The sequence below is a fragment of the Photorhabdus noenieputensis genome, from assembly GCF_018448935.1.
GTDB lineage: Bacteria > Pseudomonadota > Gammaproteobacteria > Enterobacterales > Enterobacteriaceae > Photorhabdus > Photorhabdus noenieputensis.
This window is the reverse complement of record NZ_RCWC01000004.1, coordinates 192,194-213,111: the sequence shown is the minus strand read 5'-3', so window position 1 is coordinate 213,111 and position 20,918 is coordinate 192,194. Positions and strand designations below refer to the sequence as shown.

Genomic DNA, 20,918 nt, shown 5'->3' with positions numbered 1-20,918 from the left:
CTCGTTCAGCCGGGCTGCGTATACTACGCTTTTCGCCCGCAGAGTCAAGCGCTTATTGGCTGGTTCTCTGCCCGACCTCACAATGTTTATCAGCGTTGTGTCGGTCAGTGGTGGCGCATTATAGGGAATTCTTTGACGCTGGCAAGCGTTTAATTACAAAAAGAATTCATCCGAACACCAATTAAGCAAAAACAGTACTAAATTGCGATTTAATGCGCAAAGTGATAAAAAAAGAGGCAGTTTCCTGCCCCTTATCTCGTTAACTTTTCTCTTTCATTAAATATAAAGTTATTGCTTTGCGACGATATGGCTATTTTCCACATCCAGAGTAACTGGTTTTCCTGGCAATAGTTGGCCGGAAAGTATCTTTTGAGCTAATGGGTTTTCGATCTCCTGCTGAATAGCTCGCTTCAATGGCCGTGCACCGTAAACAGGATCGAACCCAGCTTCCGCCAACATATCCAATGCTTGCTGAGTAATCGTCACCTGATAACCACGTTCTTCCAGACGTTTGTACAAACGTTGCAATTGGATATCTGCAATCGCTGATAAATGCCCACGCCCTAATGGGTGGAACACAACAGCTTCATCAATACGGTTAATAAATTCAGGTCTGAAATGATGGCTAACAATTCCCATCACCATATCTTTCATTTCACCATAATTCAGATCACCAAAACGTTCCTGGATCATGTCGGACCCAAGATTAGATGTCATGATGACAACCGTGTTACGGAAATCAACAGTACGACCTTGCCCATCAGTCAACCGGCCATCATCCAGTACCTGCAACAAGATATTGAATACATCCGAGTGCGCTTTTTCCACTTCATCCAGCAGAATAACGGAGTAAGGCCGACGACGAACAGCTTCTGTTAGATAACCACCTTCTTCATAACCAACATACCCTGGCGGTGCCCCTACCAACCTTGATACGGTATGTTTTTCCATAAATTCAGACATATCGATACGCACCATTGCATCATCGCTGTCAAACAGGAAATTCGCTAACGTCTTGCACAACTCAGTTTTACCAACACCGGTTGGACCAAGGAACAGGAATGAGCCAATCGGACGATTTGGATCAGCTAATCCAGCACGGCTACGGAGGATCGCATTAGATACTGCATTGACTGCCTCATCCTGACCAATGACACGTTTATGCAGCTCTTGCTCCATGCGTAACAGTTTATCTTTTTCACTCTCAAGCATTCTGGCAACAGGAATACCTGTCCAACGGGCAAGAATTTCTGCAATTTCCGCATCGGTAACTTTGTTACGAAGCAGTTTCATATGCTTACTTTCAGCTTGTGTAGCTGCGGCAAGCTGCTTTTCCAATCCAGGTATTTTGCCATATTGAATTTCAGACATCTTCGCTAAATCACCACTGCGACGTGCCTGTTCCAGGCTGATACGAGCACTTTCCAATTCTGCTTTTATGTGCTGAGTACCCGTTAGTGCTGCTTTCTCAGCTTTCCACTCTTCTTCCAGTTCAGAATATTCGCGTTCTTTTACGATCAGCTCTTCATTAAGCATTGCAAGCCGTTTTTTACTGGCGTCATCAGACTCTTTTTTCAGCGCCTGCTGTTCCAACTTCAATTGAATAACCCGGCGTTCCAGGCGGTCCAATGCTTCCGGTTTTGAATCCATTTGCATACGTAAGCTGGCACCCGCTTCATCGATCAAGTCGATAGCTTTATCCGGCAACATACGGTCTGAGATATAACGGTGAGATAATGTTGCTGCCGCGACAATTGCAGGGTCGGTAATTTGTACATGATGATGTAATTCATAACGTTCTTTCAGACCGCGCAAAATAGCGATAGTGTCCTCTACGGAAGGCTCTGCAACATAGACTTTTTGGAAACGGCGTTCCAGCGCTGCATCTTTTTCAATGTATTGACGATATTCATCCAGTGTTGTTGCACCAACACAGTGAAGTTCACCGCGGGCCAAGGCTGGTTTTAACATGTTGCCGGCATCCATTGCCCCATCAGCCTTACCCGCGCCAACCATAGTATGCAATTCGTCAATAAATAGAATGACATTGCCTTCCTGTTTAGCAAGGTCATTCAGCACGCCTTTCAAACGTTCTTCGAATTCACCACGATATTTAGCCCCTGCTAACAGCGCCCCCATATCTAGAGAAAGGACGCGTTTATTTTTAAGCCCCTCAGGAACTTCACCATTAATAATCCGTTGAGCAAGCCCTTCAACAATAGCTGTTTTACCAACTCCGGGTTCACCAATTAAGACCGGGTTATTTTTGGTACGGCGTTGTAATACCTGAATAGTGCGGCGAATTTCTTCATCACGGCCAATCACCGGATCAAGTTTGCCTTGTTCAGCACGTTCAGTTAGATCAATAGTATATTTTTTCAGGGCTTGGCGTTGATCTTCCGCTCCCTGATTATCAACTTTTTCACCACCACGCATTTGTTCTATTGCCTTAGTGATTTTTTCTTTTGTTGCGCCAACAGCTTTCAATATGTCACTTAATGTGCCACGTTCTTCCAAGGCTGCCAGAACAAATAATTCAGAGGAGATAAAGTTATCCCCGGCTTTTTGTGCTAGTTTGTCGCACAGATTTAAATGACGAACTAAGTCATTGGATGGTTGTACATCACCACCAATACCCTGTACCCACGGCAAACGTTCTAAAGCCAGCTCAAGCTGATTGCTGAAACGGCCCACATCGATTCCAATTGATGTTAATAATGGGCGAATAGAGCCACCCTCTTGCTTTAACAGTGAACTCATTAAGTGAATTGGTTCGATGAACTGATTATCACGCCCAAGTGCAAAGGACTGGGCGTCAGCGAGAGCAAGCTGGAATTTATTAGTAAGACGATCCAGACGCATAACACCTCCAATACTGTTCAGAATGTTGCTACTGGAGATTAAATGAGGCCATTCCTCAAATATTCAAGGTTATTCTGAAAAGCAAATTGTGAGATATTCTCTTATGCGCCAACGGATCGCCCTACGGGATAGGTTATATCAGCCAGATTAAAGTTGCCATACGTCCGGTGATCCCATCACGACGATAAGAGAAAAATTTCTCTTTATTAGTGACAGTACATTCATCCCCGCCAAAAATCGCCTTCACACCAGCAGATTGCAATTTTAACTTTGCCAACAAATAGATATCTGCTAAATACTTTTCGCCAAAAGGTATAAAAGCTCGACTCAAATCAGCATGCTGGATAGTGAACGCTTGCAAAACTTCATTGCCAACTTCGAATTTTTTCGCGCCAATTGCCGGCCCTAACCAAGCTTGGATTTGATTAGGTTTAGCTTTAAATTGAGCGATAGTGTTTTCCAATACGCCAGCGCATAAACCTCGCCACCCCGCATGGGCAGCCGCAACCTCATCACCAGCCGAACTGCAAAATAGTACAGGCAGGCAATCTGCTGTCATCACAGCACAAACCTGCCCAGGAATATTGGTATAAACAGCATCAGCTCTATTATCTTCCAGTGGCTGACCATTGAGTCTCACAACACGTGTGCCATGAACCTGTTCTAACCAGACTGGTTGCTGAGGCAGTTCTGCCATTTTCGCTAAAATATGCCTGTTTTGTTCAACAACATCAGGTTTATCACCCACATGCTTACCCAGATTCAGGCTATCGTAAGGTGATAAACTCATTCCCCCTAAGCGGGTAGAACTACAGGCTTTCACTGTCGTCGGTTGTGGCCAGTTTGGAAAAATAAGCGCGGTCATTTACCAATCCATTTCGTCTTTAAACGCTTCTGCATCTGCTTTTAATGCCTTAATCAGCATCACCATATCGTCAGGTAATTCAGCATGCCATTCCATTTCAATGCCGGTTATCGGATGATAAAGACGCAGCATCGTGGCATGTAATGCCTGACGATCAAAGTTACGCATTACCTCACGGAATTCATCAGAAGCCCCTTTCAAAGGACGAGGGCGACCGCCATACAAAGGATCGCCTACTAGCGGGTGACTGATATGAGCCATGTGAACACGTATCTGGTGTGTTCTGCCGGTTTCCAGTCTCAGGCGCAGACGAGTATGTGCTCTAAAATGTTCCATTACCCGATAATGAGTAACAGCCGGTTTTCCCATTGGATGTACTGCCATATGTGTTCGTTTTGTTGGATGACGAGAAATTGGCTCTTCAACCATTCCGCCAGCCGTCATACGACCTATCGCCACCGCTTCATATTCACGGGTAATTTCGCGTAGTTGGAGCGATTCGACTAAACGCGTTTGAGCAGGAACCGTTTTAGCAATAACCATCAGCCCTGTCGTATCTTTATCAAGACGGTGAACAATGCCCGCCCGAGGAACATCGGCGATTTCAGGATAACGATATAACAGCGCATTCAATACCGTACCATCTGGATTCCCTGCTCCCGGATGGACAACCAAATCACGCGATTTGTTTATCACCAGAATGTCATCATCTTCATAGACAATATTTAACGCAATATCCTGAGGTTCCCAACGCGCATCTTCTTCAATGATGGCATCAATGACAATTTCTTCACCTCCCAGCACTTTTTCTTTTGGCTTATTGATTAATTTGCCATTAACCTGAACTCTGTCATCCAAGATCCAATCTTTTATGCGTGATCTTGAATAATCAGGGAACAATTCAGCCAAAGCCTGATCTAAACGTTGACCGAGCTGAGATTCGGCGACTGTTGTATTAAGTCGTATTTGTTGTGCCATATATTGTTTCTACACTTACGTTGAGTTTTGACGGCAGAGCCGTTTAATTTAATATAGTGTGCTATTGTAACTCGATCTTTTGCCGGGAGCTTCATGGATAGTCTCCCAGAAAAACACTCAGAGGATAATCAACACGTGATGATACGCATGAAATATCTGGTGGCTGCCGCCACATTGAGCCTGGTACTTTCCGGGTGCTCTGGTAATAAAAATGCTGTCCCCGACAGCCCACCTGCGGAAATTTACTCTAAGGGTCAGGAAAAGCTGCAAAAGGGTAGCTATGGAGATGCGATCAAGCAATTGGAAACCCTCGATAATCGCTATCCATTTGGCCCCTATTCGCAGCAAGTACAACTCGATCTGATTTATGCTTATTATAAATCCTCTGACTTGCCAATGGCCCTCGCGTCCATTGACCGCTTCATACGCTTGAATCCAACTCACCCCAACATCGATTATGTTCTGTACATGCGTGGGTTAACTTCACAAGCTTTAGATTATACTCTATTGCAAAGTTTCTTCGGCATTGACCGCTCAGATCGTGATCCTGAACACGCCAGGGTAGCATTCAAGGATTTTAGCCAATTAGTCCGCTATCATCCTAACAGCCTATATACTGCCGATGCTATTAAGCGTTTAATGTTTATCAAAGAGCGTCTGGCAAAGTATGAACTTTCTGTTGTGGAATATTATAACAAACGTGGCGCTTATGTCGCGGTGGTAAATCGAGTTGAACAAATGTTACAGGATTACCCTGATACACAGTCAACTCTCAAGGCACTGCCTTACATGGAAAAAGCTTATACACATTTGGGTTTAATAGCTCAGGCAGATAAAGTAGCGAAACTCATTGCTGCTAATCCTGTATAAAAAAGCAGACGATAAAACAGCGGTTAGCACCGCTGTTTTATTTTTACTTGTCAAATCTCAAAAAGACCGCTTATCAATTAGGAGAATAAAAGACTCAACTTGTCAATAGTGTCTCATTAGCTTCAATCCTGCAATAGATATTCTTCGTATTTTTACCACTAATCACAATTACTTCAACTAGTTGCCTCATGCCTGACTAAATAGTGATTTAGATCACCTTTTTCATGAAAAAGAAATGTATGCTGAAATTATTGAAGGTGGATAATCAATAATGAGAGGTAACTATATGATAGTGAATATTACCAGTAAACAAATGGAGATTACCCCGGCAATTCGCAACCACGTAGAAAAACGTCTAAGCAAACTAAATAAATGGCAAGTAAATCTGATAAATCCTCATATTATTCTATCAAAAGGGCCTCAAATTTTTAGGGCTGATGCAACTATAAGTATACCAAATGGTATGTTAGTTGCCGGTGCAAAGCATGAAGATATGTATATTGCTATCAATGAATTATTAACAAAACTGGAGCGCCAATTGAATAAAGTACAGCATAAGGGGGAAGCACGCCGTACTGACAACAGTGTTAAAGAATTAAACCTTAACCTAGAAACAGAACCAGAAATATCACAATAAAATAACAATGAATTACCTCTAACGCGTCCAATTTGGACGCGTTTTTTGTTGACAGAAACAACAACATAAGGTTAATTAACGAAAACCACTTAAACCCTTGTCCAGTGCGGACGGCTGCTGATGAAATGGGAAGTTTCGCCCGATTGGGCAAAGGCGGTCATACAAACTATGAATATGAGAATATGATGAATACAAGCCTGTTTTTCCTTTCTTTCTTTTTTACCTTCCCCTAAGGGAGGCTTTCGTCGTTGGAAAAAGAACGAGAAGACGAACAGCAAGCCTCCCCATCGGGAGGCTTTTTTCTGTCCATTACAAACCTATTATTATCAGAATGTGAATAACCCATTAGGAACCCATTTATGGATCAAAATAATTTGCTGAAAATACGGGAAAAAGTCAGCGAACTCGATTTAAAGTTACTGATTCTATTAGCAGAGCGTCGCCAATTAGCTTTTGATATTGCACAAACTAAGTTACAGGATAATCGCCCTATCAGAGACAAGGATCGCGAACGAGAACTATTAGATGTCCTCGTTAAAACAGGAAAAAACTACGGGCTTGATGGCTTTTATATCACTCGTCTCTTTCAAACGATCATCGAAGATTCTGTACTTACTCAACAAGCATTATTGCAGCAACACCTAAATCAAACACCCCAAGATTCAGCGCGTATTGCATTCCTCGGCCCTAGAGGTTCCTATTCTCATATCGCAGCTCGCCAATATGCGGCACGCCATTTCAATCAATTAATTGAATGTAGCTGCCACAAGTTCCAGGATATCTTCTCCCTGGTTGAAACAGGCCAGGCGGATTACGGAATGTTACCCATTGAAAATACCAGCTCTGGTTCCATCAATGATGTTTATGACTTGTTGCAACATACCAATTTGTCAATTGTGGGAGAAATCACCATTCCTATTGACCATTGCCTACTCATTGCAACAGACACAACGCTATCGGAGATCAAAACGGTTTACAGTCACCCTCAACCATTCCAACAATGTAGCCAATATATTAATCAATTCCCACATTGGAAAATTACATATTGCGAAAGTACTGCCGCAGCGATGCAAAAAGTCGCCGAACAGAATTCGCCAGAAATTGCAGCCTTAGGGAGTGAAGCGGGCGGCGCACTTTATCAGTTACAGGTTCTGGCACAGAATCTAGCAAATCAATCACATAATATTACTCGTTTCATCATTGTTGCCCGTCAGCCTATTGAAGTTGCAGAACAAGTACCGGCCAAAACGACATTTATTATGGCAACCGGACAGCAGGCAGGAGCGCTGGTAGATGCGCTAATGGTGCTGAAAAAATATAATATTATTATGAGTAAACTGGAATCTCGCCCGATTAATGGAAATCCGTGGGAAGAGATGTTTTATATTGATGTCCAAGCTAATATTCGTTCAATCAATATGCAACACGTCCTGAAAGCATTGGCGAAAATCACTCATTCATTAAAGGTATTGGGATGTTACCCAACAGAAAGTGTGATTCCGGTTAACCCCTCTTGATTAAAAAGAACCGGATATTAAAATATCCGGTTCAGATTATTGGCTTTTAGCATTTTGATTATCAATGAGAAAACTTTCACTGCCTTTAACCTTTCGGTTTAAAGACTCTTTATTTAGTAAATCTCGACTTCTCAGATTAAATAATATGAATTGTCGCTTTTCGTGCCATCTGAAAACAAGGGATTAAAAAATTTTTATTCATTCACGCAGGATTAAATACGTTTTATCTAAAAATGATAAAATCAGTGTTAATAAAAACCGCTTTTCATCTATCACCACGGTTTTAAAATCTGGGAAAAAACGGCAAGCATATCACGAAATCGCAATCTATTAAGGCTCCCAGTGATCACTCTTAATCCAGAAAAAAATGATTGATAGATTTAAAGTATTTTTGTGGAATATAGAGATCATAATGATTTTCTTCGCAAAACAGTTTCAATTCAATCATTGATCCGATTGATAATTTATCATAGATACTTTGGAAATACTTTTCCAAAGTACGACACGAAATTTTCATTTCATTAGCGATACATTGATTACTAACTCCACGGAAAAATAAAAAGATTACTATCCATTCTTTTTCTGTCAGCATATTATTAGGTGGCTTAAGCTTAACAGATATAGTTGTATCGTTTTTAATATAATGATGTACTGAAAAGTTACTTACTCCTTTAATGTGACAAATTATTCCAATACATTGATTCTTTTCATCCATTAATGGGTATTTTTCACAGAGACAAGGATTAAGTTGTTGACCATTGCTTTTAATATGAACCCCAATAATAGACGATATTCGTTGCATAGACTGTAAGACTTTACGATCATGCTCTTCAAAAAGGTGAGCAAGATAATTAAATGGAGTAGGTAATTCTTTAACAGTATATCCCATGATATTAAAGTCTTCAGGTAACTTACTTAATTTAATAAATTCTTTATTGGCATATATAAAACGAAGCTTCTTATCTTTTACAAACCATGATTCATGACTTTTATCCCACATATTTGTTAACTGAGGGGTGATTTGACTCATATATGACCTTCTATAAAGTTGAATATAAATATACCCGTAATCATTGAAGATGCTTGATTTTATCCGAAATGGAGATCATTATCCTCGCTATGAAAATATTTATTACATCAGAACAAAAAGTCAAACTTGAACGTCTTCACGACACCACTCGTGATGGTCAGGTACGAGACAGAATAAAAGCTATCCTTCTGGCTTCTGAAGGGTGGAGTTCTGTGATGATCGCCCAGGCATTGCGACTCCATCAGACCACCGTTGACCGCCATATCAGTGATTACCTTAATCAAGGTAAACTTAAATCTGACAATGGAGGGTCTGATAGTTTGCTTTCCCGAGAACAAACTGATTTTTTAATCAATCATTTATCTCAACATCTTTTCCATCACACCCATGAAATCGTGGCCTATGTTGCTCAGCTCTGGAAGATTACCTTTAGCATTCCCGGCATGAATAAATGGCTACACCGTCAGGGTTTTTCTTATAAAAAACCTTGTGGCGTCCCTCATAAATTCGACGCAGAAAAACAGCGACAATTTATTGAATATTATGAGAATCTTAAAGTCACAGCGAAAGACGAACCCATCCTTTTTCTTGACGCTGTTCACCCGACTCAAGGCACCAAACTCGGTTATGGCTGGATGCGAAAAGGCGAGAAAAAAACAGTCAAAACAACAGGAAGCCGGACTCGCCTGAATCTATTGGGTGCCCTCAACCTGAATGCTATTGGTCGTACCGTGTTCCAGGAATATCAAACCATCAATGACTACAATATTTGCTGTTTTTTCAATGAAATAAGAAAGTCTTATCCTGACTATCATCAAAAAATTCATCTTATTGTGGATGGGGCGGGTTACAACAAAGCTCATCTTGTTAAGGAGTGGGCTTATGTGAGCAATATTGAATTACATTACCTTCCGCCATACAGCCCCAATTTAAACCCAATAGAGCGATTATGGAAGGTCATGAATGAACATGTTCGAAATAACCGTTATTTCGCTAATAAACATGAATTTCGAGACAAAGTCTTCAAATTTTTCACCACAACGCTACCTGATATAGCGGATTCGCTGACGTCTAGAATTAACGACCATTTTCAGGTGCTAAAAACTGCATCTTGAAGTTTCTTGGGTATATACCCGTCATCTTTCAAGTTGCCTTTTTGTTAGCTGCACTCGCTCACCCCGGTCACATAGTTATCTATGCTCGGGGATTCACTCCCTTGCCGTCGCGATCCATCTTGAAATCCATAGGGTATAGAAAAATATTTCAACAATCGGCAAAAAAGCGATTCGTTCCATAGGGAACTCTCTCATAATCAGAAGCTATAGTATTGCCATATAGTATTGCTATGGTTTCCGCAATATGAGTAGCCTCGGATTAAGATTATTCTTAATCATACATTTCAAATTCCATTTTGCCGCCCTGTTGGATTCAGTTATAAAAAACGCATTTAATGACGCTTTCATTCGACCACCAGCCTGCCTCCTATATGGGGTTACAGCAATGTAGGGTAAATACCTGGCCCAATGGGCAATCCAGCAAAATACCAACCTATAAGCAGCAATATCCAAACGGCAAAAAACACCAGCGGATAAGGTAATACCAGCGTGTAATAAGTACCTAACTGAGCACCCTTATAGTACCGTTGAAGAAACCCCAAAAAAAGCGGCAGAAAAGGTGACATCGGTGCCAACGGTAATACTACGGAATCAGAAATACGGAAGATGATCTGTGCAAAGGCTGGGTGAAAGCCAAGCAGGACAAACATGGGCACAAAAATAGGTGCCAAAATCGACCAAATGGCAGAACCACTTGCGATGAACATACATAAAAAGGCAGATAAAAACATTAATCCGACGAAGGCAGGAACACCTGTCATACCCAAAGCTTCTAACAAATCGGTTAGCCCTACCGCCATAAATTTGCCCATGTTGCTCCAGTTAAAGAAGGCAACAAATTGAGCCAGAGGGAAGACCATTATAATGAAGCCAGCCATGTTTTTCATGGGATCAACGAGTAAGTCTGGAATATCATTAGACTTTTTTATCTGTTTTGTGGAAACGCCATACGTAATCGAAACCACGAAGAAAAACAAAATAATAACCGGCACGATCCCTTTTATGAATGGCGATGGAATGATTGAGCCAGTCTGTGGATCACGCAGTAGGGCATTTTCAGGAACAACTAGCAACGCAACAATACCGATGAAAATTAGGGCAGATAGACTACTCATTAGCAGCCCACGATTCTGTTGTACCGTGAGCTTTGCTAACTTCTCATTGTGGCATCCTTCCCATACTGGAAGGCGTGGCTCAATAAACTTATCCGTTAAGATAGCTCCTGCAATCGTCAGTACAATCACTGATGTTGCCATAAAATACCAGTTATCGATAACACTGACGTGTAAGTTGGGATCAAGCATTTTAGCCGCTTCAGTACTGATACCAGATAACAGAACATCAGTAGTGACAATCAATAAGTTCGCCGTAAATCCTGAGGCAACACCAGCAATAGCGGCCAGTAGGCCAGCAACAGGGTGGCGACCAACCGCAATAAAAATTAGCGCGCCTAATGGAGGCATAACAACGAGTGCGGCATCCGAAGAAATATGGCTAAAAAAGGCAATAAATAGCACCATATAGCTGGCGTAACGTTTATTAATACCAGAAGCCATTTTATACATCAGGGTTTGTAACAGACCGACTTTTTCTGCAAGCCCTGCACCAATGACCAGCGCTAATATTGCGCCAAGTGGTGTGAAGTTGCTGAAATTTTTAACAATATTAGGCAGAATCCACTGTAATCCTTCAGCACTAAGTAAGTTTTTAACTCTAATGAGCTCTCCATTTGCAGGTTTTTTTACGGCCAAATCAAACCAAGACAAAATAGCAGTCGCTATCATTAAAACAGCTATTAAATAGATAAATAAAATAAAAGGATTTGGAATTTTATTCCCAACTTTTTCGATCCAACCAAGAATACGTCCCGGGCTCTTATTTACAGGGATAGTTGTTTCACTCATGGTTTTTCCTTTGTGTTTGCTGTCATTATTATTTTTTAACTATGTAAATGACTGAGTGCTAGCTTACCGCTGTAGGCAAGTCAGTATTTATCGGAGCAAAGTTATTTCAAAGGTGATGGTTTAATATCGGGCGGAATAGGACACTGATAGGGATGCTCATCCCGTTGGTGTTTAAACTCCGCTTGAACCTCTGCTAACAGAGCAGGGTCTGTTAATAATTCAAGCGCGGTAACGGCCATAATTTTCCCGGCAAGACACATCCCTTTGTGAGCAATGGATGAACGCCCTTGTGCGACTAATTGCCAAGTATGCAGTGGTGTGCCAAAGGCGAAGCAGGGGCTGAAACATTGCGCTGTGGGTGTTACCCAACTGACATCACCGACATCGGTAGATCCATACATTAACTCTTGTGATTCTACATAGGGTAAGACTTCATCTGTCAGTGCTTTTTCCCCTTGTCGCTCACTCCAACGTTTACCCTCTTCGCCTGCTGTTCGCGCTGCATTGAGTTTGGCATTGCGTAAATCATCTTTTGTCAGTGTTTGATGAATTTTTTCGGCGAATTGGCGTTCTTCATCAGTATATTCAGGAATACCAAAGGCTTGAATATACTGATACATCACTCTTTCCATTGTGCGGTTAGGAATATAGTTTGAACACGCCTTATCAAGACGAATATTCAATCGCGTGCCAGTCATTAAGGCGGCACCTTTAGCGATATCAATGACTCTTTGATAAATATCTTGAGTCTGATCCGGTTGTGGAGCGCGAACAAGGTATAAAACTTCGGCATCAGCCTGTACAACGTTAGGTGACATACCGCCCGTATTAGTCACTGCATAATGAATTCGTGCTTCCTGAATGATATGTTCACGAAGAAATTGAACACCCACGTTCATCAGACTGACAGCATCTAAAGCACTTCTGCCTAGGTGGGGAGAATTGGCTGCGTGTGAAGCAATCCCTTTGAAATGAAATGCTGTTTGGATATTTGCCAGAGACTGAATATTAAATACACTACTGAATGATTCAGGATGCCATGTAATTGCTGCATCAACATCATCAAAAAGGCCCTCCCGGACCATAAATGTTTTACCGGAACCCCCTTCTTCCGCCGGGCAACCGTAAAACCGTACAGTTCCAAGTTGTCGATTTTTTTGCAGCCAGGCTTTCACTGCAAATGCCGCAGCGAGTGAGGCCGTCCCCAGTAAATTATGTCCACACCCGTGACCGTGACCGTCTTTAACCACAGGGATGGGTTCGCAGTAGCCTGCTTTTTGGCTTAAACCAGCCAGTGCATCATACTCGCCAAGTAAAGCAATCACAGGGCATCCACTGCCATAACTGGCGATAAACGCAGTCTTAATATTGCCTACCCCACGCTGGACAACAAACCCTTCATTTTCTAATGCACTTGCAAGCAGCTCCGCAGAAAAGGTTTCTTCAAAACGAGTCTCGGGGTGTTCCCAAATCTTATCGCTAAGGTGAATAAAATCACTTTGGCGTTGCTCAATGTATTCATGGATGAATTCAGTTAACGAATTATTCATGGTGATGAACTCCGAAATCAGGTAGGTTAAGGGCGATAGTGGCTAATGTTTTCACTGCGGTGGTCATCACGTTTTCATCAAAGTCAAACCGTTCATTATGATGACCAGCGCTGAGTGCTGTACCGAAAATAAGGTAAGTGGCTTGACCACCATTCGATTTGACGCGTTCCATAAAATAGGTCGCGTCCTCTGATCCGGCAGCTTGCTGACGGCTTTTGACAACAGATGAAAGCTCTGGGATATATTGTTGAGCCTGTTGATAAATGAAATCGACCCATACTGGGCTAGGCTGGCTACTTTGAGCGGCTCCCATTAACTGTATTCCATATTCAACCCCCTGCATTTTTGCCGCGCCTTCAATGATATTGAGAGCTTGATGGTAGACAAATGCATTGATCTCATTAGTTTCACCACGAGTTTCCACTTTCATTAATGCATAGTCAGGAATAACGTTACGGCCAATGCCTGCCTGTAGCACTCCGACGTTAATGCGTGAGCTGCCTTCGCTATGGTGAGAAATAGCATGCAGCCCTAAGGTTGCTTGAGCTGCGGCTAACAGTGCATTTTTTCCCGCTTCTGGTTTTGCACCAGAATGGGAGGCAACACCACGATAAGTGACATCGATTTTGGTGGTAGCAAGAAAATTATTACTCCCACAGACCAATTCGCCTGGAGGTACACCAGTACCGATATGGATAGCGATAAAGAAATCAACATCATCGACAACGCCCGCTTCAACCATTGATTTTGCACCACGAGTTCCTTCTTCCGCAGGTTGAAAAATCAGTTTGATTTTTCCGGTTAGTTGGCTTTCATATTTTTTCAATATACAAGCGAGTCCTAATCCGATCGCTGTGTGACCATCATGACCACAAGCATGCATCATATGTGTATTGCAAGAGGAAAAGCCTTCAGCGTAAGGACGGTGTACGTGAGTTTGTTCCTCATTCAAGTCAAGCGCATCCATATCCACCCGAAAAGCCAATGTTGGTCCAGGCTTTCCTGTATCGAGTGTCGCGACAATGCCGGTAAACCCGCCTGAAAAATGGGGTAGCCATTCAGTCAGAGCACCTTGCTTAATAGCACGCTGTTCTTGCACTTGTAATGCCTGTTCTGAAGGTAAGCCCATTCGTGCATCAGCCTTGATAACGTCTTTTCCCATTTTCAGGCTATAACCCAAACGGTGCAGTTCATCCGCCACAATCGTTGCTGTTCTGAATTCGAACCAACCTGATTCAGCAAAATGGTGGAAATCGCGACGCCAGTTTCGTAATTGTCCAACAATTTGCTTAATAGATTCGCTTAATGAAGTGCCCATAATAATTATCTCTTTTAGTTATCGCGGAAAATAGAATATATTTGGTTTATTTCACCAAGATTGATTTTATTGAAAATATTTATTTAATTTTAATTGAATTAGTTTATTTTTTAAAATTTTATTGTCTTAATAATTAAAAAAATTTTTTGTCGAATTTTAAATACAGTCCGATTTTTCATTACTGATTTTTAATGTATACAATAAATTTTGTTCAAGTAAGATACAATTATTTTTATCTATATAATTAAAAGTTATCGCAAGAGAGAAAAATGACGATACCAATAAAACTCAATCAACTGCGCGCTTTTGTTGAAATTTACCGTCATGGCAGTATCAGAGCAGCTAGTCGGTTTCTGTCACTCTCACAACCTGCTTTAACTAAATCGATTCGCGAACTAGAAGATTCACTTGGTGCAAAATTATTTATACGCAGTAACCAGGGTATTCATTTGACAGAGTGTGGAAAAAGTTTTTTACAACGCGCCAGTTTGATACTTGAGGAGCTTCGAATTGCACAGGAAGATATTCAGCAACGAGTTGGCTTGATTGGTGGTGTAGTCAATATTGGAGTAGCTGGCAGTATTGCACGTACGATTATGCCAAAGGTGATTACACAGTTTCACCGTGATTATCCTACAGTAAAATTAAGAGTTGTTGAGGGACAGTTATTGACTATGCTACCTCAGCTCAGACAAGGTGAACTGAATTTTACCGTGAACACCTATTATCCAGGCAGCTTAGATGCAGAATTGAGCTTCGAAAAACTGATGAAAAAAGAGTACAAAGTGATTGTACGAAAAGGACATCCAAAAGTGCATGCAACCTCTTTAGGCGAATTAGTTGATTGTGACTGGACCATGCCAACACCGAAAGGCACCTACTATCGCAGGTTATTTGAGATGTTCTCATCGTTGGATAATCCACCTGTCTTTAGTGTCACGTGTGAAACATTAATGGCTTGCATGAGTTTAGTTTCTAAAAGTGACTTTGTAACTATTGTAGCTGTGGATGTGGTTGATGAGACTCTGTTCAACCAGCAATTTGTGGCGTTAAACCTTAAAGAGGAGCTTCCGTTTGCAACTTTTTGCCTTGTTCAACGAAGAGATACAAAGTTAACTCCCGCAGGAGAACATTTGGCTAGACTTTTTCGGATGTATTGTCGTGACTAATTTTTGCACCTGAAGCGGGGATTAGGGGGGGCTGAATAGACCCGCAGGTCCGACAGGATAGACTAAATAAGCTTTCATATGGTGGTACACTTATTTTTTTCATTCCAGATTGTTGTTCGCCTTCATGAACTCTGCCACATATACTGACAACAATGATTTCGTGTTACCGTTTCATGTAATGATTGCCACAAGCGTTCAATCTTGTTTAGATAGGTATTGATTGCCCCGTTCTTCCTTAAACGGGTAGTGAAGAAGCTCATCGTGTGCTAGTCATGTTCGCTTTTTCCGATCAATGCAATACATAATGCGTCAATTTCCTCTTGTGAGCATTGCCAGGGCTTGAAATTCAAACAAAAATACTGCTTTCAGGGCGTAAAAATCTTTCTGGTACATAAAGATCATAATTATTAAAGCGACAGTATTCCTCCAATTGCCGAGCAGACCTAACACCAACCTTTCTATATATTTGTGCCGTATAGTGCTCAACAGTACGGTAGGAAATATTTAATATTCTACCAATTTGTTTACTGGTATATTTATGTAAAGAGAGAAAAATGACATCCCATTCACGTGGAGTAAATAAATCAGTCGGTGGCTGAAATATAATGGAAGCGGGGAGTTTTCCATAAAATAAACGTGTTAATGAATAATCTTGGGCTTTCCACAAATGATAGATAATTCCAAGACAATCACCATTTTCATGATAAATAGGTGATTTTTCACAGAAATAAGAGGATAATGTTTTTACTCCCCCCCAAACATGGGTTTCTAGTGAAACATATGATTTTTCTTCTTTCATTACCTTTTGATCATGATGAATATATTCTTTTGCAAACTCAGCACCATCCCACGGAAGCTCATCATCATAAAATCCTTCGAAATCAAATAAATCAGAAAAACCTTTAATGGCGTTCAACGCTTTATTGCCATAAATAAAACACGAATTTTTATCTTTTATTCCCCAAGGATCGTTACTTATTGCCAATGTGTTAATAACTTGAGGTGAAATAATTAACTTATTATGCATGCTATTGTTCCTTTATTATATTTGACATAGTAACCTCTTAATTATCATTAAGACATTATCTGAATGAATTGTCACCTTAATTATATTTGAAGCAGCTCAACCATATAGTATATCACAACAACAATCCAGTCAAAAAGCGTACAATTTATTAATCTTAAGATAATATTATAAATATTATAAAATATAAATATTATTATTATTTTGATAAGAAAATTATTTATATAGTTGATTTTATCAATTAAGAAATATTTAAAATTTGAATTTTCCTACCTCGCAACTCATTAAAATTAATTGTATTATTGTCTATAAGATAGACAACTGAGTAAGCAATGACAGGAGGTTAGGTGATAATGATCGTGTAATTTTTACAATGGACATGGACAAGGTGTGATGCGTGATCATTTAGAAGTTTTGAAATATATCCCCTTGCATACCAATTCGCTGAGCTAACTAAGTTGGTGTCATTCCCTGTAACTGAAAAGCTTAAGACATTCATTAAAGTATTTCATCCGCTTCCAACATTTCCAAAAATAACTAAACTTTTTAAATACTTTAGCGATCTAAAAAGAACATTTCTGCACATTTAAAGTTTAATTTTGAACAATCAGAGTTCATTTATGACCTTTTGGTCGTTAGACAATTTTCTATTCAGAGAATATTTGGCTGTACTTGGCGGGGGTTTAATATCTTAGTACAGCTATTTTTTAACACTCCGCTCCTGTGCGGACTCAGGGAAAAAGCTGTATAAATATAAAAATATCAAATTGAAGAGAGAGTATGAACATAGCACCTTGAATAACCAAATTGAGAGGAAAATAAGGAATGATTATAAAAGACGACTGGCACCCAGCTGATATTATTGCAGCATTAAAAAAACAAGGAACAAATCTTTCTACTATTTCAAGAGAAGCGGGGCTTGCATCATCTACCTTAAGTAATGCGCTACACCGTCCGTGGCCCAAAGGTGAACGGCTAATTGCTACCGCTTTAAATTGTGAACCTTGCGAAATATGGCCGAGCAGATATTTTAAATGAGTTGTCATTTTCAAAATTAACACGAACTTCTCATATAAAACCAATGAGAGAGCGCTTATTACTTGAAACTTTCCTCATGGAAAATTTCAGGTATGACCATAGAATTAAAACAGGGCTACTAACGCCCTGCTTTGTTATCAAGCTCCAGTTAAGATATATAATCAGGCCAACTTAAGATATTTGCCATAGTGAATTTTTTTCTGCATTAATAATTGGTAGATACCTTTTTAGTTTACGATGTTAGCTGAGCTAAGCCAGTGATTGCTTTTTCAAGATATTGACGAGGACAACCCAAGTTTATTCGGATAAATCCTTTTCCTTGATCGCCAAAACTCAATCCCATTGAAACGACTATTTTTGCTTTTTGTAATAAGGTCCGTTGCAAGGTGTCATCATCCAGACCTAAATCACGGCAGTCCAGCCAAGCCAAATATGTCCCTTCCGCTTTGGTCATTCGGCACCAAGGAACGGCAGACGTTAAAGCCTGCTCGAACCAGCAACGGTTTTCTGCCAGATAATGCTGTAGTTCATCAAGCCATACGTCCCCATGTTGATATGCTGCTGTAGCCGCAGTCATAGATAGAACGTTGAATACATCTAATCCATGTGCATTCAACCGATCGATAAAGGAACGTCGAAGTTCGGGATCTGGAATGAGAAAGTTTGATATACGGAGTGATGAAAGTCCAAATGTTTTACTTGCCGAGGTAGCAACAATAACGTTGCTATGCCATTCACTCCCCAAATGCAGTATTGAGGTAAATTTCCCCCAAGGCAAAATTAAATCAGCCCAAATTTCATCGGAAATTACCGTCGTACCGTACCTTTTACAAAGTATTAATATCTGGAGCAGTTCGTCACTATTCCAACATCGGCCAGTAGGATTATGTGGGTTACATAACAATAGCAAAGGCGGCCTATGTTGTTCTAACATTTGCTCTAAATGACCATAGTCAATTTTATAACCTTCCTGACTTTCAAGAAGCGGGTTTTCAATCATCATCCTGCCATTCATAGTAATAATTTTGGCGAATGAAGCATAATAGGGCCCTTGTACAATAACACCTTCCCCCGGTTTACTGAGCATTTGTATCAACAAAGCCAATCCAGGTATGACACCTTCTATCGACGTAAACCAATCGCGGCACAAGGTCAGTTTATGGCGCCTTGAAAACCAGTCTATTGCCGCCTGGTAATAGAGATCGTCGCGTTCGCTATAACCAAAAATACCATGTTCGATCCGGGAGTAGAGTGTTTGCAAGACCTCTTCCGGGCATTGAAAATCGAAATCAGACACCCACATTGGCAACAGGTCAGTCTTATTTAAGTGCAAGTGACGATTTAAAAAATCCCACTTAACAGAACTTGTATTGTGGCGATCGATTATCTGGTTGAAATCAGGCAATTTCACTTTGGATTTCCTTTTTATTCAGGGAGTTTTCCGGCGTGATTTTTGCGATACCGAAACCAGTAAATCCATAGATGAGAGCAAAGAAGATGGCAGAATAGCACTGGATAGCCCAAGGTAGCAGTTCAAGCGTACTGACACCCAATGTAGTCGCCATGTAAATGCCAGCAGCAGTCCAGGGGAGCAACGGTTCTATGACAGTACAGCCATCTTCTATTGTTCGTGACAGATTTTTATTATCCAGTCCCATGCGACGATAAGCCCCTTTAAACAGCTCCGCCGGGATGAGGAGAGCCAATTTTCCGTTGCAGGTTGCGCCCGTTACCAGAATAGTTGTCACCAAGGTTGCAGCAATAAGTTGTCCGGTTGTGTGAACAACTTGTAGCAGCCGGTCAATAATGATAGTCAAAGCACCAGTAAGTGCTAAAGCACCGGCGAACGCGAATGCACAAAATGCAAGCAGGATAGTCTTCATCATTGATGACATCCCCCCCCGATTGAGCAGACGGGAAACATCGCTAACGACTCCGCTGATGTTGTGTCCCTGATCAGAGAACATCGAGAGATTGAAACCATCTATCAACGCATTAAGGCCCTGTTTAAGGGTGAGTCCTTGGAAACCTATGCCAAGTACAATAGCTAATGCACAGGCAGCAAGCATGACGGGTATCACCGGACGTTTTGTTATTGCTCCCCACAAAACCAATATTGGCGGCAAAATCAGCAATAAATTGAAGTGATACAGGCTTTCAAGAGATTGAATGATTTCTGTGACTTTTTCCGGTGTTGCCACGTTACCTGTTAAGCTTGTATGACCAGCAATAAAATAAACAATAGCGGCTAAAACAAAGCCGGGAATAGTGGTATACATCAAATGTTGAACATGGCTGTAAAGATCAGTATCGGCAACGATAGCGGCGAAATTAGTTGAGTCAGATAACGGTGAAATTTTATCGCCGAAATACGCGCCTGAAACAACCGCTCCGGCTGCCGCGGCCAAAGACACATCAAGGCCAGCGGCGACTCCCATCAGGGCAACCCCCGCTGTGCCGGCTGATCCCCATGATGTGCCAGTGCAGACTGAGATAACGCTCGTGATAAAGAAAGCGGCAATAAGTATGTATTGAGGGCTAATCAGTTTTAACCCCCAGTACATCATGTAAGGTATAGTTCCGCTGAACATCCAGGTCCCAATTAACCCGCCTACACAAATCAGTATCATGATCACCGGCATCGCTTTAGCCAGCTTTGCCACAATAGCATCGATAATGTCATTCCAGCGATAGCCTTGCCAATACGCTAAAGTAGCTGCTATTCCTGCTGATATCAGTAATAGGGATTCGATGCGTAAATTCAGTTGACCATATCCAATAACTAACAATAAGAGCATTGCTGCAATTGGTAGTATAGCGAGTCCCAGATTAAGCTTTTTTTTATCATCCATATAAAAACTCCAATTTAAGAACCAATCACGGTATAAGGTCAATTTATGACGTCTTGAAAACCAGTCTATTACTGACTGGTAGTAGTGATTGCAGGACTTCTTTTGGGTATTGAAAATCGAAATCAGACACCCACATTAGCAGCAGGTCAGTCCTATTTAAGTGCAAGTGACGATTTAAAAAATCCCACT

General features: G+C 41.1%; 16 protein-coding genes, 1 pseudogene and 1 other annotated feature. Of the genes and pseudogenes, 6 read left to right on the top strand and 11 right to left on the bottom strand.

Features of this window, described 5'->3' with window-relative positions:
- Positions 1–288: 288 nt before the first annotated feature.
- From clpB to rluD, 3 genes are all read right to left on the bottom strand, one after another.
- A complete protein-coding gene (clpB, locus tag EAE91_RS05380) occupies positions 289–2,862 on the bottom strand; it encodes an ATP-dependent chaperone ClpB (RefSeq protein WP_214087586.1) in 2,574 nt (857 codons plus the stop codon).
- 133 nt (positions 2,863–2,995) lie between these two features.
- Positions 2,996–3,727, bottom strand: coding sequence for a purine nucleoside phosphorylase YfiH (yfiH, locus tag EAE91_RS05375; protein WP_214087585.1), 732 nt, complete (start codon positions 3,725–3,727; stop codon positions 2,996–2,998).
- Positions 3,728–4,705 (bottom strand): 23S rRNA pseudouridine(1911/1915/1917) synthase RluD, encoded by a 978-nt coding sequence (gene rluD / locus EAE91_RS05370; RefSeq protein WP_214087584.1) that lies wholly within the window; start codon positions 4,703–4,705, stop codon positions 3,728–3,730.
- Positions 4,706–4,843: 138 nt separating this feature from the next.
- Between rluD and bamD the strand changes: the two genes are divergently transcribed.
- The 3 genes from bamD (at position 4,844) to pheA (ending at position 7,729) form a co-directional block, all read left to right on the top strand.
- Positions 4,844–5,575 carry an outer membrane protein assembly factor BamD gene (bamD, locus tag EAE91_RS05365; protein WP_214087592.1) on the top strand — a complete coding sequence of 244 codons (732 nt, stop codon included), beginning with the start codon at positions 4,844–4,846 and terminating at the stop codon, positions 5,573–5,575.
- Positions 5,576–5,861: 286 nt separating this feature from the next.
- Complete coding sequence (gene raiA / locus EAE91_RS05360) at positions 5,862–6,212, top strand: ribosome-associated translation inhibitor RaiA (RefSeq protein ID WP_214087583.1); 351 nt, start codon at positions 5,862–5,864, stop codon at positions 6,210–6,212.
- A gap of 184 nt (positions 6,213–6,396) precedes the next feature.
- Positions 6,397–6,516, top strand: a sequence feature (Phe leader region).
- A 55-nt stretch (positions 6,517–6,571) separates the two neighbouring features.
- Complete coding sequence (gene pheA / locus EAE91_RS05355; RefSeq protein WP_214087582.1) at positions 6,572–7,729, top strand: bifunctional chorismate mutase/prephenate dehydratase; 1,158 nt, start codon at positions 6,572–6,574, stop codon at positions 7,727–7,729.
- A gap of 352 nt (positions 7,730–8,081) precedes the next feature.
- Here pheA and EAE91_RS05350 read toward each other — a convergent pair whose 3' ends face one another.
- Complete coding sequence (locus EAE91_RS05350) at positions 8,082–8,759, bottom strand: helix-turn-helix transcriptional regulator (RefSeq protein WP_214087581.1); 678 nt, start codon at positions 8,757–8,759, stop codon at positions 8,082–8,084.
- 89 nt (positions 8,760–8,848) lie between these two features.
- Here EAE91_RS05350 and EAE91_RS05345 point away from each other — a divergent pair, with 89 nt between their 5' ends.
- Entirely contained in the window at positions 8,849–9,874 is a 1,026-nt protein-coding gene (locus tag EAE91_RS05345) for an IS630 family transposase (RefSeq protein WP_214087580.1), read from the top strand.
- A gap of 377 nt (positions 9,875–10,251) precedes the next feature.
- On the opposite strand, the gene abgT is transcribed toward EAE91_RS05345, so the two are convergent.
- The 3 genes from abgT to EAE91_RS05330 all read right to left on the bottom strand — a co-directional run bounded on the left by abgT (position 10,252) and on the right by EAE91_RS05330 (position 14,646).
- Entirely contained in the window at positions 10,252–11,778 is a 1,527-nt protein-coding gene (gene abgT / locus EAE91_RS05340; RefSeq protein WP_214087579.1) for a p-aminobenzoyl-glutamate transporter, read from the bottom strand.
- Between the two features lie 101 nt (positions 11,779–11,879).
- Entirely contained in the window at positions 11,880–13,328 is a 1,449-nt protein-coding gene (locus EAE91_RS05335; protein WP_214087578.1) for a M20 family metallopeptidase, read from the bottom strand.
- Positions 13,321–14,646: a M20 family metallo-hydrolase gene (locus EAE91_RS05330; RefSeq protein ID WP_214087577.1), complete on the bottom strand. Its 1,326-nt coding sequence runs from the start codon at positions 14,644–14,646 to the stop codon at positions 13,321–13,323. Before EAE91_RS05330 ends, EAE91_RS05335 begins: the two co-directional genes overlap by 8 nt.
- Positions 14,647–14,915: 269 nt before the next feature.
- Between EAE91_RS05330 and EAE91_RS05325 the strand changes: the two genes are divergently transcribed.
- Entirely contained in the window at positions 14,916–15,815 is a 900-nt protein-coding gene (locus EAE91_RS05325; RefSeq protein WP_214087576.1) for a LysR family transcriptional regulator, read from the top strand.
- Positions 15,816–15,937: 122 nt separating this feature from the next.
- Here EAE91_RS05325 and EAE91_RS24050 read toward each other — a convergent pair.
- Together EAE91_RS24050 and EAE91_RS05320 are read right to left on the bottom strand one after the other, a co-directional pair.
- Positions 15,938–16,027: pseudogene (locus tag EAE91_RS24050) on the bottom strand (hypothetical protein); the annotation flags it as partial.
- A gap of 134 nt (positions 16,028–16,161) precedes the next feature.
- Positions 16,162–16,842 carry a helix-turn-helix transcriptional regulator gene (locus tag EAE91_RS05320; protein WP_214087575.1) on the bottom strand — a complete coding sequence of 227 codons (681 nt, stop codon included), beginning with the start codon at positions 16,840–16,842 and terminating at the stop codon, positions 16,162–16,164.
- An 822-nt stretch (positions 16,843–17,664) separates the two neighbouring features.
- On the opposite strand from EAE91_RS05320, the gene EAE91_RS05315 reads away from it, so the two are divergent.
- Positions 17,665–17,877, top strand: a complete 213-nt coding sequence (locus EAE91_RS05315; protein WP_036809145.1) for a helix-turn-helix domain-containing protein — start codon at positions 17,665–17,667, stop codon at positions 17,875–17,877.
- 232 nt (positions 17,878–18,109) lie between these two features.
- Here EAE91_RS05315 and EAE91_RS05310 read toward each other — a convergent pair whose 3' ends face one another.
- Positions 18,110–19,288, bottom strand: coding sequence for a MalY/PatB family protein (locus tag EAE91_RS05310; protein ID WP_214087574.1), 1,179 nt, complete (start codon positions 19,286–19,288; stop codon positions 18,110–18,112).
- Positions 19,275–20,729, bottom strand: coding sequence for a Na+/H+ antiporter NhaC (nhaC, locus tag EAE91_RS05305; protein WP_214087573.1), 1,455 nt, complete (start codon positions 20,727–20,729; stop codon positions 19,275–19,277). The genes EAE91_RS05310 and nhaC overlap by 14 nt, the downstream gene beginning before the upstream one ends.
- Between the last annotated feature and the right edge of the window lie 189 nt (positions 20,730–20,918).